12 protein-coding genes are annotated in these 13,571 nt (G+C 47.3%); 8 read left to right on the top strand and 4 right to left on the bottom strand.

Going from position 1 to position 13,571, the window contains the following annotated elements:
- The first annotated feature begins 146 nt into the window (after positions 1-146).
- From SFV55_RS29590 to SFV55_RS29565, 6 genes are all read left to right on the top strand, one after another.
- On the top strand, positions 147-893 hold the full coding sequence (locus SFV55_RS29590; protein WP_320033215.1) for a DUF481 domain-containing protein: 747 nt from the start codon (positions 147-149) through the stop codon (positions 891-893).
- A gap of 19 nt (positions 894-912) precedes the next feature.
- Positions 913-1,347, top strand: a complete 435-nt coding sequence (locus SFV55_RS29585) for a DUF4440 domain-containing protein (RefSeq protein WP_320033214.1) — start codon at positions 913-915, stop codon at positions 1,345-1,347.
- 230 nt (positions 1,348-1,577) lie between these two features.
- Positions 1,578-2,510: an RraA family protein gene (locus SFV55_RS29580; RefSeq protein ID WP_320033213.1), complete on the top strand. Its 933-nt coding sequence runs from the start codon at positions 1,578-1,580 to the stop codon at positions 2,508-2,510.
- Positions 2,511-2,549: 39 nt separating this feature from the next.
- Entirely contained in the window at positions 2,550-4,019 is a 1,470-nt protein-coding gene (locus SFV55_RS29575) for a mandelate racemase/muconate lactonizing enzyme family protein (protein ID WP_320033212.1), read from the top strand.
- A 121-nt stretch (positions 4,020-4,140) separates the two neighbouring features.
- Positions 4,141-5,220 (top strand): bile acid:sodium symporter family protein, encoded by a 1,080-nt coding sequence (locus SFV55_RS29570; protein ID WP_320033211.1) that lies wholly within the window; start codon positions 4,141-4,143, stop codon positions 5,218-5,220.
- Between the two features lie 248 nt (positions 5,221-5,468).
- Positions 5,469-6,809: an amidohydrolase family protein gene (locus SFV55_RS29565; protein ID WP_320033210.1), complete on the top strand. Its 1,341-nt coding sequence runs from the start codon at positions 5,469-5,471 to the stop codon at positions 6,807-6,809.
- Between the two features lie 83 nt (positions 6,810-6,892).
- On the opposite strand, the gene SFV55_RS29560 is transcribed toward SFV55_RS29565, so the two are convergent.
- The 3 genes from SFV55_RS29560 to SFV55_RS29550 form a co-directional block, all read right to left on the bottom strand.
- Positions 6,893-8,026 (bottom strand): saccharopine dehydrogenase NADP-binding domain-containing protein, encoded by a 1,134-nt coding sequence (locus SFV55_RS29560; RefSeq protein ID WP_320033209.1) that lies wholly within the window; start codon positions 8,024-8,026, stop codon positions 6,893-6,895.
- Between the two features lie 130 nt (positions 8,027-8,156).
- Positions 8,157-9,455, bottom strand: a complete 1,299-nt coding sequence (locus SFV55_RS29555) for a pitrilysin family protein (RefSeq protein WP_320033208.1) — start codon at positions 9,453-9,455, stop codon at positions 8,157-8,159.
- 141 nt (positions 9,456-9,596) lie between these two features.
- The gene (locus SFV55_RS29550) at positions 9,597-9,863 is read right to left on the bottom strand and encodes a hypothetical protein (protein ID WP_320033207.1); all 267 of its coding nucleotides are present in this window, start codon (positions 9,861-9,863) and stop codon (positions 9,597-9,599) included.
- Between the two features lie 218 nt (positions 9,864-10,081).
- On the opposite strand from SFV55_RS29550, the gene SFV55_RS29545 reads away from it, so the two are divergent.
- Positions 10,082-11,446 carry a TrpB-like pyridoxal phosphate-dependent enzyme gene (locus SFV55_RS29545; protein WP_320033206.1) on the top strand — a complete coding sequence of 455 codons (1,365 nt, stop codon included), beginning with the start codon at positions 10,082-10,084 and terminating at the stop codon, positions 11,444-11,446.
- A 65-nt stretch (positions 11,447-11,511) separates the two neighbouring features.
- Here SFV55_RS29545 and SFV55_RS29540 read toward each other — a convergent pair whose 3' ends face one another.
- Complete coding sequence (locus tag SFV55_RS29540; protein WP_320033205.1) at positions 11,512-11,934, bottom strand: GNAT family N-acetyltransferase; 423 nt, start codon at positions 11,932-11,934, stop codon at positions 11,512-11,514.
- A 609-nt stretch (positions 11,935-12,543) separates the two neighbouring features.
- Here SFV55_RS29540 and SFV55_RS29535 point away from each other — a divergent pair.
- Positions 12,544-13,571 (top strand): AAA family ATPase (locus SFV55_RS29535; protein WP_320033204.1); only part of this gene is annotated, 1,028 nt, incomplete at its 3' end.

Below are 13,571 nucleotides of genomic sequence, written 5' to 3'. Positions count from 1 at the left end.
TTAAGATAGCGGAAATTAAAACTATACAGCTCGTTTGTAAAGGTAAGTATTTATCAATTGTGGGTAAAGAGGGCACTGGATAAAAATAGGGTTTTATATAAAGACAAATGTTTAACTTCGTTAACGAACCTAAATGCCTATTTTCCATGAAAACACACTTAAGCCTTTTGATTTTTATAAGCTTTACCCTATTCAGTCATGCCCAAACGGATAGTACGGCCAAGGCCTCAAAATGGCAATTCAGTGGAGAACTAGGGCTCGACATGTCCTTTCAAAGTGGCAACCTGCAATCCAGCAGCATCGTAGGTCAATTTAGTCCCGCCCTGGAGAGCTCCAAAGTAACAATCAGTTCTTTCGTGCAATACATGTATTCCCGTTACGACCAAACGGTCTACCAAAACGATGTGCTCTCGGAATTATCCGCTGATATTTGGTACAAAAGACGCTTCTTCCCCAATGTCAGTGGGCGTTTTGAAGCAACAACCTTGCGGGCCATCAAGGATCGAATCGGGATTGGCCCGGGCATAGCCTGGCGAGCCTTTAAAACGCCAAAATCAGATTTGGTGGTGCTGAACTCTGTTTATTACTACCGGACTACCTTTAGTCTGGCCCGCGAATTGAGTTTTGAAAAATTCCTTTATGTGCTGACCTTGAAAGGAACCTATGCGACCCTCGGCGACAAACTGAATATCTCCCACGATTTGCAATACATCCCCTGGGTACGAAAAGAGAAAACCAATCATATCCTGCGTGCGATTCTGAGTTTCGGACTGCCCATTACCGAGCAATTTGCAGTCAATATTGATGTGGATTACATTTATGAAAGCCTGGTGGTAAGGAATCGGAAGAACTCCAATTTGACGACTGCTTTTGGGATTGCGTATGCTTTTTAAAACAAACAACTAACTAAACATGAAAGCATTATTTACCTACTTATTTTTGATTTTCGGGTATAGCCTGACAGCTCAGGAAGATGCCGACTTCGCCCAAATCCGCGCCGCCCTCATGCAGCAGGAAGCCGACTGGAACAAGGGCGATATTCCTGCTTTTATGGAGGTGTATTGGAAATCGGATCAACTCCAGTTCATCGGAGCGGCGGGCGTCACAAAAGGTTGGCAACAAACCCTGGATGGCTACAAGCGTCGTTATCCCGATCGCGATGCCATGGGCCAGCTCACTTTTGGCATTGTCAGCATGGAAAAGCTGGGGAAAAAATCGGTTTTCCTAGTGGGCACCTGGGATTTGAAGCGCAAGAACGACGCACCAGGAGGGTATTTTATCCTGATTTGGAAAAAAATCAAGGGAAAGTGGGTGATTTCGGCTGATCATACCAGTGCGAGGACTTAGCCGCTGATTTTCAGCTCAAAATGCATACTAACGAGTTTTCAAAATAAAAGAAAAGCATTTGGCCATAAAAAAAGTACAAAATTCGCCGCTCAGCATAAATAGAAGTTAGATAGTTTGGACTTTGCTACATTTGTTATCGACTACATTGTTTTGTTATTTGGTTTCATCCGTTGGTGTTGTTGCAGGTGAATTTGAAAGCTTGCAACAACGCCGCCAATCTTTCAGATCGTATGATAAAGCGCAATCTACTGGTGCTTTTGGCATTGGTTTTATTCTCCTGTCTAACTATTCACGCCCAACAAATCACGCCCACAAAAGATCAAATCATTGCCCTTACTCCAGAATGGAAAGGGGAACGGATGGCCGATGGGCGCCCCAAAACCAGCGACAAATTTATGGAGCGGCTGAAAAAAGTCTCGCTGGAAGAAGCCTGGGGGTATCTGCGCAACAAGGGTTACCACAATCAATTTGAAGGCGACTGGATGCTGTTGCGTCCCGATCAGGTCTTGGTGGGGCGGGCAGTTACGGCACAATACATGCCCTTGCGCCCCGAATGGGACAAAATCATCAAGGCTACTGGCGAAAAAGAAGGCCGCATCGGAGGCACCAATTCATGGCCCATCGACGTACTCAAACCCGGGGACGTATACATTGCTGACAGCTATGGCAAAATTGTGGATGGCACCCTGATTGGCGACAACCTGGGCAACTCCATCTACGCCAAATCCAAAAATGGGGTCATTTTTTATGGCTCGGTGCGCGACATCGAAGGTTTGGAAGCCATTGAAGGATTCACCGCCTGGATGAAGGGTTACGATCCTTCCTATATCCAACAAATGATGCTTGCCTCCATCAACAATCCAATCCGCATTGGGCGCGCTACAGTATTGCCGGGGGATGCGGTTTTGGCGAAAAAAGGAGGCATTGTATTTATTCCGCCCCACTTATTGGAAGACCTGGTCCTGAATGCCGAATTTGTAGCCCTGCGTGATGCTTTTGGCCACCAACGCCTGCGTGAAGGTAAATTCACCCCTGGGCAAATAGACCGCCAATGGACTGACGACATCAAGAAGGACTTCATCAGTTGGCTGGACACCCAAAAAGACAAACTCCCGATGACCCGCGCCGAATTGGATGCGTACATGAAAGATCGTACCTGGTAATTTTTAACATACCCACATTCGCAATAAGCAAACAAAAACATGACAACACCTGCTCAACGTTACCTGCAAAAGTTCGGGCTTACCGATCCTATGCCCAATGCTGCTGATCCAGAAGAAGCAGCTAGCGGGCCCAATCGCCGCGATTTTATCCGCAATGTTGGTTTTGGCGGCCTGGCCCTGGGGGCATTTATGAACGCGCCCATTACCCAAACCATCGAATACTCCACTCAAAAAGTGAGCCGGGCCTCAGCACCCAGCGACTTGAAAATCACCGATATGCGCTACGCTGTGGTGATGAATGGGGGCGGACGTTGTCCGGTTATCCGAATTGATACCAATCAGGGGATTTATGGTTTGGGCGAAGTACGGGATGGTGCCAACTGGCGTTATGCCCTTTTCCTCAAAAGCCGCATCATGGGTATGAATCCCTGTAATGTGGAAATGATTTTTAAAAAGATCAAGCAGTTTGGTTTCCACGCCCGGCAGGCAGGTGGGGTATGCGCCGTTGAAATGGCCCTCTGGGATCTGGCTGGAAAGGCCTACAACGTGCCAGCCTACCAACTCTTGGGCGGCAAATACCGCAACAAAATCCGCTTGTATGCCGATACGCCCCGGATGAACGATCCTGTTCAGTTTGCAGCCAAAATGAAAGAGCGGGTTGTAGGCAAGGGGTATACCTTTTTAAAAATGGATTTTGGCATTGAATCCTTGGCAAAGGTGCCTGGTACTGTCGTGAATAGTAATTTTTGGGACATCAGCCGCCAATGGGAAAACACCCAGATGACCTACGGAGGTACTGAACACCCTTTCACTCAAGTCCAAATCACGGACAAGGGCCTGGAATTGTTGGCGGATTATGTCGGCAAAGTACGGGAAGCCGTTGGCTACGAAATTCCGCTGGCTTCAGACCACTACGGGCATTTTGACAAAAACAACGCGATTCGTTTGGGCAGAGCCGTGGAAAAATACCGCCTGGCCTGGCTCGAAGACCTCATTCCCTGGAAGTTTACCGAAGACTGGAAGGAAATTTCCCAAGCGATCGAAACGCCTACCATCACGGGAGAAGACATTTACCTCAAGGAGGAGTTCATCAAGTTGATCGACCACCGGGCAGTTGATCTGGTACATCCCGATCTGGCCAGCTCTGGAGGCTTGTTGGAAACCAAAAAAATCGGGGATTATGCTGAAGAACGTGGCGTAGCGATGGCCATGCACTTTGCCGGAACCCCCATTTCCTTCATGGCCAATGTGCATTGTGCTGCGGCCACCCAAAACTTTGTAGCACTCGAACACCACTCAGTGGATTTGGCCTACTGGGAAAGTTTGGTCAAAAAAACTGACGTACCCTTGATCGAAAATGGCTTTGCCAATGTCCCCGAGCGTCCAGGACTTGGGGTTGATCTCAACGACGAGGAAGTGAAAAAACACCTTGATCCTGAAGATCAAAGCTACTTCAAACCCACCCCTGAGTGGGATCAGATTCGTTCCTGGGATAGACTTTGGAGTTAATACTACGCTGTTCACATGCAGTTTTCATAAATTCTCTGCATATTTAACCAAATTTCGTATTCATAGAGACGCGATTGATCGCGTCTCTACTCTTTGATCACAACAATCACATCTACACGTTATGGGATCCTTTTCACGCTATTTGCTTTATGCCGGTTTGGCGGGGCTGGCACTTGCATTACTGAGCTTCTTGATTGGTCAATCCGGTTTTACTGGGCCACTTTTGATCATTGGTTTTTTAGTTGCATCTTTAGGGATGCGCGATATCCTGGCATTGAAGGGTTACGCCTACACTACGGTTATTTTTGCGGTGGTGAGTGCAGGGATGTTTTATCCACAGTATTTTACCACAGTAGGTAATTACGAATTGTCCGACTTGATCATGCCTTTACTGCAAGTCATCATGTTTGGTATGGGTACAACGATGACTTTTGATGATTTCGTGGGCGTCATTAAAGCGCCTAGAGCAGTGATCATTGGAGTTTGTTGCCAATTTGCCATCATGCCTACCCTGGGTTTTATCATTGCTAATTTGTTCAATTTTCCGGCTGAAATTGCTGCGGGGGTCATTCTGATTGGTTGCTCGCCTAGTGGTTTGGCTTCCAATGTGATGGCTCTCATTGCCAAAGCGAATGTGGCACTTTCCATTACAATTACCACTATAGCCACCCTGCTTGCGCCCATAATGACTCCACTATTGATGAAATACCTGGCAGGGCAGTTTATTGAAATCAATTTTTGGAAGATGGTGTGGGACATCACCCAAATCATCATCATCCCGCTGGCCATTGGCTTTATCATCAACCAATTCTTTAAAAAATTCGCCGAATGGCTCAAAGATTATCTACCTCTCATTTCGATGGCAGGTATCGCTTTCATTTTATTGATCATCATTGCAGCAGGGCAGCAGTCATTGCTTAATGTTGGAGGACTGCTGATTGTAGCAGTATTGATGCACAATATTGGAGGTTTTATTTTGGGTTACTCGGCAGCCAAACTCTTCCGCATGCCCGAGCAGGATTGCCGTACAGTAGCTATTGAAGTGGGTTTGCAAAATGGTGGGCTGGCCTCTGGTTTGGCCAACCAAATGGGGAAACTCGCTACGGTGGGCCTGGCCGCTGCCTTGTTTGGGCCGATTATGAACATTACCGGGTCGATTTTGGCGAGCTGGTGGGGACGGAAGCCCGTAGAGGAAAAATGATTTGGATGCGCCTTTGGCGCACCATTCCTGAGGTGAATCCTTAAGTGCCTTAGGTTTCTTAGGTGGTGAAAAATACGCGGCCTGCTTCGCAGGCTTTTTCTTCACCACCTAAGAAACCTAAGGCACTTAAGGATTTACCTCAGATTGGGTATCAAAGATGCCAACTATTCAAAACAACTCTTGTTTCTTCAATCATCTCAACTTCCCTTTCCTTTTGTATTTTACAGGCTCAACAACCTGTGATTAGTATGAAAAACCGTTTACTCCTCACTGCCCTGCTGATCTTGGGCGGCGTTGGTATTTTTGCCCAACAAAAAAACCTCAAAGCCCTCGTAGGCGGCACCCTCATTGATGGCTATGGAAGCCACCCTCTCCGCAACAGCGTAATCATCATTGAAGGGGAAAAAATCCTCAAAATTGGCCAGGTTGGTCAAATTGACATTCCGGCGGGCGCCGAAATCATTTCTACCGAAGGCATGAGTCTGCTCCCTGGCCTCTGGGACATGCACGTGCACCTCATGATAAACGGCCACAGCAACTACACCCATTGGGACAAAAAATACCCCAAGCTGTTTGGCAGTGTGATCATGCCCTCTTCGGCCAAGCAATTGCTCATGGCTGGCGTAACCTCAGCCCGCGACCTGGGTGCACCACTGGAAGAATCCATTGCCGTACGCGACGCGATCAATGCGGGTAAATTGGATGGACCTACCCTTTATGTATCCGGCCCTTTTATCCAAAAAGAACCTTATCCCGGTACAGAGTTGTTCCGCTGGGGGGTAAACGGTGCCGAAGACGCCCGCAACAAAGTACGTAAGCTGGCCAAAGCCGGAGTGGATTGCATCAAACTCATCGACCACGACCAGATGACCATGGAAGAGCTCAAAGCAGTGGTGGATGAAGCGCACAAAAACAAGCTGAAAGTAGTAGGCCATGCCCATCGCCCGGAAGAAATACGCCGTGGATTGTCAGTTGGTGTGGATTGTTTTGAACACACCGGACTCTCCTCAGCCCCTGAATACCCCACCGATATTTTGAACCAAATCAAGGAACGCACCGCCCAAATGAACCTTGGGCCACTCTTCTGGACGCCCACCATTGAGGGTTTGTACAATTATACCTACAACCGCGACAATCGGGAAAAATTGGACGACCCTTCCTGGCACCTGGGTTTACCGGATTCAATCATTGCTGACATCAAGGAATCGATTGAACACCCCGACCGTATGGCTTATTTCCAATTGACGCCGATGCGGCAACCCACCCTGGCCAAAAAATTCCAACAATTGAAAGAAACTGGCGTGGTTCTACTCATCGGCACCGATAGTGGGATTCCGATGAAATTTCACAGCCAATCCACTTGGAACGAATTGGACGTGTGGGTGAATCACCTGGGCGTTGATCCCATGTATGCCATTCGGGCGGCTACGTATTGGCCCGCGCTATTCCATGGGGTTGCAGATCAGGTTGGAACGGTAACGGAAGGAAAATATGCTGACATCATCGGAGTGCGCGGCGATGTACTGCGCTACATCAACCTATTGCAGGATGTGGATATGGTGATAAAGCATGGAAAAAGATACAAGTAGTTTATTTTAGTTCCATTCCTAAGACAGTTATTCATCCAAATTCCAAAATGGTCGGAATGAATAACTGTCTTACCCTAATTTGGCTAACTCAGCACAGGCACCTCCTGATTAATGATGTTCAATTCCAGCCCCATCCTTTGCATGTCTGCCAAAAATGCCTCTGGTTCGACGAAGTGAGCCTGATAAAAAATACCGGTTTTATGTTTTTGCTCAAGGTATTGGGATACACAAGCCACAACGGGGATGGCCGTGAGTTCGTAGGCATCCTGATGCCCGAGGCGAACTTGCATGCTGACTGGTTTACCTTGTTCCATTCCTTCAGCAAGCAACAATAATTCGGCGCGGAACGGCGCTTGGGCATGTTTTTTCATGCTATTGAACATCCATCTTGACAATGGCCGATCAAAAGTTTTACCAAAGATGTTTGAAACGAACATGATGGACGGTAGAATTACGTTGTCCGTAAAAGGGTCAAAACCACCCAGATAAAAGCCGCATTGTTCCAAGGAAGGGAATAATTTAGGTAAATCCCGCATTTCTCCTAGCATCATGGGCATGGCAGATTGCTGATGGAAGGGTGCCGAAAAATTAAAATACATTTTTTTGGAAAAACTCTTTTGCCAGGTTCCTTGGTTCCAATATTCCGGGGCAAAGTGTTTAATTTCTTGCATAAATTCGAGTGCAGTACCTTCAGAAAAAGACAAATCATTCCAATTCACTTTTAACAAGGCACCAATTTCGGCTCGCTTGAGGGTGGAAATGTGCAAAGCAGCATACCGAACCAAGGCTGCGGGCACCCCTGGGTGAAATCCCCCGTCCCGAATGATACAAAGCTCAGTATCCTGGATATAGGGCTGCATTTTTTGGTAAAGCTCATCTATTTCAGGACTTGGCAAACTAATATCCAGGTAATCTTTTCTTTCTATAAGGGCTGCTTGCAAAATATTCGCCGCATATGCAGAGGTGCTGGAGGCAACGATTACAAAATCAACCGCGTTAAATGCGTTTCTTAGCTCATCCAGTTTAGCGGCATCTACGTGGATTGTGGCGATACGGTTTTCGCCAATTCCCGTTTTTTCCACTAATTCATTAATTATTCGTTGGTTGCGGGCCGCATTTCTGCTACCCATCAAAATTTCCAGATCGGTTTGCTGCAACAAATGGGTTATTATGGCTTTACCCGCATTGCCACTCCCACCAAGAACAAGGGCTTTCATTGTGTTGTGGTTTTGCTTGAAAAATTCGCTGCAGTATGCCGCTTTTTTTCAAGCAAAACCTTGATAAACATTAGGTCAACTCAGTGAAAAAAATCCTTTCCCGAATGTTCGGAATCGCTTCAAATTTAAATTAATAGTCATCATCATCGTCATCATCCATGCCCCCCGAAAATCCAGCCATGGCCGCAGCGCCCGGGATCGCTTTGTAGTACAGCTTGCTGCAATTTTCTGCGCGGAACAAGTGTTGAGCTACGCGGTGCATATCGGCAGCGGTGATTTTTTCGTACAATTCCGGCTCTTTGTTGATCAAGTCAGCGTCGCCCAGCAATTCAAAAAAGGCCAGGTTCATGGCTTTGCCCAGGGCGCTCAGTTCCGAAAAAATCAGGGCACTTTCAGCGCGGTTTTTACATTTCTGCAATTCATCTTCAGCAATGGGCTGATCGATGAGCATTTGCAATTCTTCCCAAATGGCCGCTTCGGCATCTTCCAAACTTACCCCTTCGGAGGGCCGTCCTTCGATGATGAACAAGCCCGGATCAACCGTTCCGGTGATGTAGGCGTCGATCTGGGAAAACAACTGCTTTTCCTTCAATAAACGCCGATACAAGCGGGAAGAAGGCCCATTGCTGAGTACATCTGACAACAAATCGGTGATGTAAAAATCAGGGTGCAAGCGCTCGGTACAATGGAAAGCCAGGTAAAGGGCATCGAGGGGCACGTTGGTTTCCTGGATTTTTTCCTGCAGTCTGCGTTGGGGCGCTTCGTGGTCAACTTTCCGTTCGGGGATGTCTCCAGCGGGAATGTCCCCAAACCATTTTTTCGCCAGTTTTTTGACCTGGTTCAATTTTACATTGCCACAAACGGCCAGGATGGCGTTGTTGGGGCGGTAATGTTTGAAATAAAAGTCTTGCACGTCCTCCATAGTGGCGCTTTCCACGTGCTCAGGCACCTGCCCGATCACGGGCCAACGGTAAGGGTGGGTTTGGTAGGCCATTTCGGAGAGGTGGTGCCACATGTCACCGTAGGGCTGGTTGAGGCAAGTCTCCTTAAATTCCTCGACGACGACCTTGCGCTGCACTTCGAGCACTTGGGGATCGAAGTTGAGGCTCAACATCCGGTCTGATTCCAACCAAAAAGCCACCTCCAGGTTCTGGGCTGGCAGTACTTCGTAAAAATTGGTAAAATCGTTGTTTGTAAAGGCATTGTTGTCGCCTCCTGCCATTTGTAGCGGATCGTCAAAATCGGGAATGTTGGCGGAGCCTCCAAACATCAGGTGTTCAAAGAGGTGAGCAAACCCTGTTTTGTCGGCTTGTTCGTCGCGGGAACCTACGTCGTACAACACATTCACTGCTGCCATGGGTGTGCTGGGATCCTCATGTACCAATACCCGCAAGCCATTGTCCAGCACAAATCGATGGAAATCTATCACGTTGAAATAGTTGAGAAGGGTGAGGGGGGTGAGAAGGGTGAGGCTGCCGCGAGCGACATGGTCGCCAAGCGGAGCCGAGGTGCATGTCGCTCGCGGCAGCCTCAACCTTCTCAACCTCCCTCAACCTCCCTAAACCTTTAATTAAAACCAATCCTTAAACCGCTCCTTCAAAGAGCTGATGGCCGTAGCAGCTTTTGCTTTGAGTTCCTGAAATTCTTCGCTGGCTTCTTCACCCAGTTTTTCCAGTTCATCACCAAAATCGATGCTTTTCAGGTAAGCCAATTGCTCCTGAATTTCTTCTTTGGCTTCGGCAACGCCTTCTTTGGCCAGTTCGGTCAGGTGGGCGATCTTTTCTTGAACTTTGGCTTTAGTTTCGGCCAATTGCTCTTTCAATTGTTCCTTGTCCATTTTGATTGATTTGAGGTTAAGAGATAAATTTTGGGAATAATCCAGCTGATTTTAGGAAATCGCCCCTAAGTTACCCTTTTTCAAAGTTTTGATGAAAACAGATTTAGGAATTAAAAAGTTGGCTGATTTTCCTCAGCAAAAAATACTGCGCAGTTTTTTTAAATTTTGCAATAAAGGCTTACTTTCCGAAGCTTTTTCAACATTAAAACACCAGATTCATGCAAAATCGCAAAATTTTATTGACGGAACAGGAAATTCCCGATAAGTGGTACAACATTGTGGCAGATATGCCCAATAAGCCTTTGCCACCACTACACCCAGGCACCAAGGAACCCATCGGCCCCGAAGCCCTAGCTCCACTTTTCCCAATGGAGCTCATCAAACAGGAAGTGACTACGGATAAGTGGGTGCAAATCCCGGATGCGGTGCGCGACATTTACACCATCTGGCGCCCTACCCCACTCTATCGCGCTTATGCACTGGAAAAAGCGCTGGACACCCCCGCTAAAATCTACTACAAATACGAAGGGGTGAGCCCTGCTGGCTCCCACAAGCCCAATACGGCGGTACCTCAGGCCTACTACAACAAGATGGAAGGGGTCAAACGCATCACCACCGAAACAGGAGCCGGGCAATGGGGCAGCGCACTCTCCTTTGCCTGCCAGCACTTCGGCATCGAGTGTGAGGTGTACATGGTGAAGGTGAGCTACGACGGCAAACCCTACCGCAAACTGATGATGAATACCTGGGGAGCCAAGGTACATTCCTCGCCAACGGATCACACCCAGGCAGGACGGCAAATTTTGGCCCAGGATCCTAATTCTCCAGGTAGCTTGGGTATCGCCATTTCCGAAGCGGTGGAACGCGCCGCTATGGACGAAAACACCAAATACGCCCTGGGTAGCGTACTCAACCACGTATTGATGCACCAAACCGTCATTGGCCTGGAAGCAATCGAGCAAATGAAAAAAGCTGGCGACATGCCGGATGTGGTGGTGGCTCCTTTTGGGGGTGGCTCCAATTTTGCGGGTATCGCCTTCCCTTTCCTGCGCCTCAATTTTGATGAAGGGCGTAACATCCGCTTTGTAGCCAGCGAGCCCGCTTCTTGCCCAAAACTGACTCGTGGGGTGTTCCGCTACGACTTCGGCGATACAGTCGGGATGACACCACTGCTGCCCATGTACACCCTCGGGCACAACTTCGTGCCTGCGCCCATCCACGCGGGAGGCTTGCGCTACCACGGTGCCGGGGTGATTGTGAGCCAGTTGCTGAAGGATAAACTGATCGAAGCACGGGCGCATGACCAATTGGAATGTTTCGAAGCTGGAGTATTGTTTGCCAAAACGGAAGGCATCATCCCTGCTCCAGAAGCAAGTCATGCACTGGCAACAGTATTTGCCGAAGCGCAGGCAGCGAAGGAAGAGGGCAAGTCGCGCACGATCTTGTTCAACCTCTGCGGCCACGGGCATTTTGATTTGCAGGCCTATGATGATTATTTCAACAATCGCCTGGTGAAACACGAGGTGACGAATGCGGAGATCGCGGATTCGTTGGCACAGTTGGATACGCCAGTGATTGGATAAGAGGGAGGAATAGCGAATCCGCCAACCTGGGTTTTGGGGAACTTGGGTTGGCGGGTTCGTAAAATCTAAAGGGTTCCTTCTATTTCCTTAAAAGGGCATAAAATACTCAGCGCATTTGTTTCTGGCACAAAGCCATGTTTCAGATAAAAAGCCCGAGCAGCCTCGTCTTCTGCGATCAACACTTGATTGTGAAAGTCTTTAAAGCGTTCAAGTAAGATATTCATGATTTTGCTACCAATCCCCTTGCTTTGCCATTCCGGTTTTACGAGCAGATCAGGAAAATAAACCGTAAATACTCCATCACTAATGGCTCGGCCTAAAGCAATGAGTTCTGTATCCGCATATGCACAGACCAGGAAACTGGAATTTTCAATTGCTTTTACCAACATTTGGGGATAGTCTTTGTGCCCCCAGCCAACTGAATCGTATAGGTTTACAAGTTGTTCTGGTGATGGGGTTTCGTTTAGAATAAAATTTAAAGTAAGCATTTGAATGAGTTTTGGGGCATAAACAATGTTGGTACGGTGCTCCGCCAATCCAAATTTCCTAAACTCAGGTTGGTGGGTTTGTGAAATCGAACTAATTGTTAGCCCTTTACAGGCAATCCCAGAACCCCCAGAACAGTCTCGCTCCTGATTTATCTGCAAACTCCTGTTTCAGTCCGTCGATTTGCAGAGGTACAATATCCCAAGCTGCTCTTAAGGCATTCACATTCTGGTCAGGCGTAGACACACTTCGGTAATTCGTAAATTTGTTCAGTAAAAATACGCCATTTTGCTGTGAACGACTATTTTTAGGCTGTAACTATGGATTTATCTCGAGAAGTAAGATTTTGTGCAAATTGTTTTGGTGGAAATCTATAAAATCAGGGTTTTTAAAGCACATTTTCACAAAACCTCAGCCTGTAAAAAATAACAAAATAAAGTATCGTGTAATAACAAAGTAAAGTAAATTTCCTAATTTGCTACATTCCGCTGCATTGCAACTACTTCAATTCAGCGGAATCTACCAAAAAATACCACATTCCGCTGAAACAACCATTCTTCATCCCAGCGGAATCTTTATCTTTGTACAAACACTTTGCAAAATCTCCAGGTATGAGCATCCAAACACCCTTGGTTGGTCGCCAAGCCGAGCAACTTATTTTACAAAAAGCCCTACAATCCAATGAGCCTGAAATGGTAGCGGTCATTGGGCGGCGGCGTGTTGGGAAAACCTTTTTGGTACGCTCGACCTACACTGGGAAAATCAGTTTTGAAATCACAGGCATTCAAAATGGGAGTACCCGCGAACAACTCCAACACTTTACCGACCGCCTGAATTATTACGCCCAACCCATTCTCCCCTTTCAGGCACCCAAAAACTGGCAAGAGGCGTTTCAGATGTTGATCATTTTTTTGGAGAAACGGATGAATGGGGAAAAAGTCGTGGTTTTTTTGGACGAATTCCCGTGGTTGGCAGGTCGCAATTCCGACTTTTTAAAAGCTTTTGGTCTGTTTTGGAATTCTTGGGCTTCGCAAAACAACGTTGTCATTGTCATATGTGGCTCGACAGCTTCCTGGATGATTGCCAATGTAGTACGGAACAAGGGAGGCTTGCACAACCGCATTACCAGACGGGTCAACTTACAGCCTTTTACCCTTTACGAAACCGAACAGTTTTTACAAAGCCGATCAATCCAGCTCAATCGTTACCATATTTTACAAATTTACATGGCAATGGGGGGCATTCCACACTATTTAAAAGAAGTGGAAGCTGGCAAAACGGCGACCCAAAACATTGATCAAATTTGTTTTTCTGCACAGGGCTTCTTGCATGAGGAATTTACTGAATTGTATCCCGCTTTGTTTGAACACGCCGAAAACCACATCCTGATCATTCGAGCGTTGGCCAACACCTGGCAGGGCATGACCCGCAAGGATATTTTGGCAAAAACTGGACTGGCGGACGGTGGTACCTCCACGCGGATTTTAGAAGAATTGGCCAATTCTGGCTTCATCATGGCTTTTTATGCTTTTGGCAAAAAGAAAAAAGAGTTGCGGTATCGCTTAACGGATGAGTATTCCCTTTTTTATCTCCAGTTTATTGAAGACAAACGGGGTGAAGGAGCTGGAACCTGGGAACG

The organism is Haliscomenobacter sp. (assembly GCF_033763495.1).
Lineage (GTDB): Bacteria > Bacteroidota > Bacteroidia > Chitinophagales > Saprospiraceae > Haliscomenobacter.
Note: the sequence above shows the minus strand (reverse complement) of the source record. Positions and strands in the feature narration are given on the sequence as shown.

What these genes read in the sequence shown, in the direction of transcription:
- SFV55_RS29585 (WP_320033214.1), top strand. Translation starts at nt 913, where the DNA reads ATGAAAGCATTATTTACCTACTTATTTTTGATTTTCGGGTATAGCCTG.
- SFV55_RS29570 (WP_320033211.1), top strand. Translation starts at nt 4,141, where the DNA reads ATGGGATCCTTTTCACGCTATTTGCTTTATGCCGGTTTGGCGGGGCTG.
- SFV55_RS29540 (WP_320033205.1), bottom strand. Translation starts at nt 11,934, where the DNA reads ATGCTTACTTTAAATTTTATTCTAAACGAAACCCCATCACCAGAACAA.
- SFV55_RS29565 (WP_320033210.1), top strand. Translation starts at nt 5,469, where the DNA reads ATGAAAAACCGTTTACTCCTCACTGCCCTGCTGATCTTGGGCGGCGTT.
- SFV55_RS29575 (WP_320033212.1), top strand. Translation starts at nt 2,550, where the DNA reads ATGACAACACCTGCTCAACGTTACCTGCAAAAGTTCGGGCTTACCGAT.
- SFV55_RS29560 (WP_320033209.1), bottom strand. Translation starts at nt 8,026, where the DNA reads ATGAAAGCCCTTGTTCTTGGTGGGAGTGGCAATGCGGGTAAAGCCATA.
- SFV55_RS29545 (WP_320033206.1), top strand. Translation starts at nt 10,082, where the DNA reads ATGCAAAATCGCAAAATTTTATTGACGGAACAGGAAATTCCCGATAAG.
- SFV55_RS29590 (WP_320033215.1), top strand. Translation starts at nt 147, where the DNA reads ATGAAAACACACTTAAGCCTTTTGATTTTTATAAGCTTTACCCTATTC.
- SFV55_RS29550 (WP_320033207.1), bottom strand. Translation starts at nt 9,863, where the DNA reads ATGGACAAGGAACAATTGAAAGAGCAATTGGCCGAAACTAAAGCCAAA.
- SFV55_RS29580 (WP_320033213.1), top strand. Translation starts at nt 1,578, where the DNA reads ATGATAAAGCGCAATCTACTGGTGCTTTTGGCATTGGTTTTATTCTCC.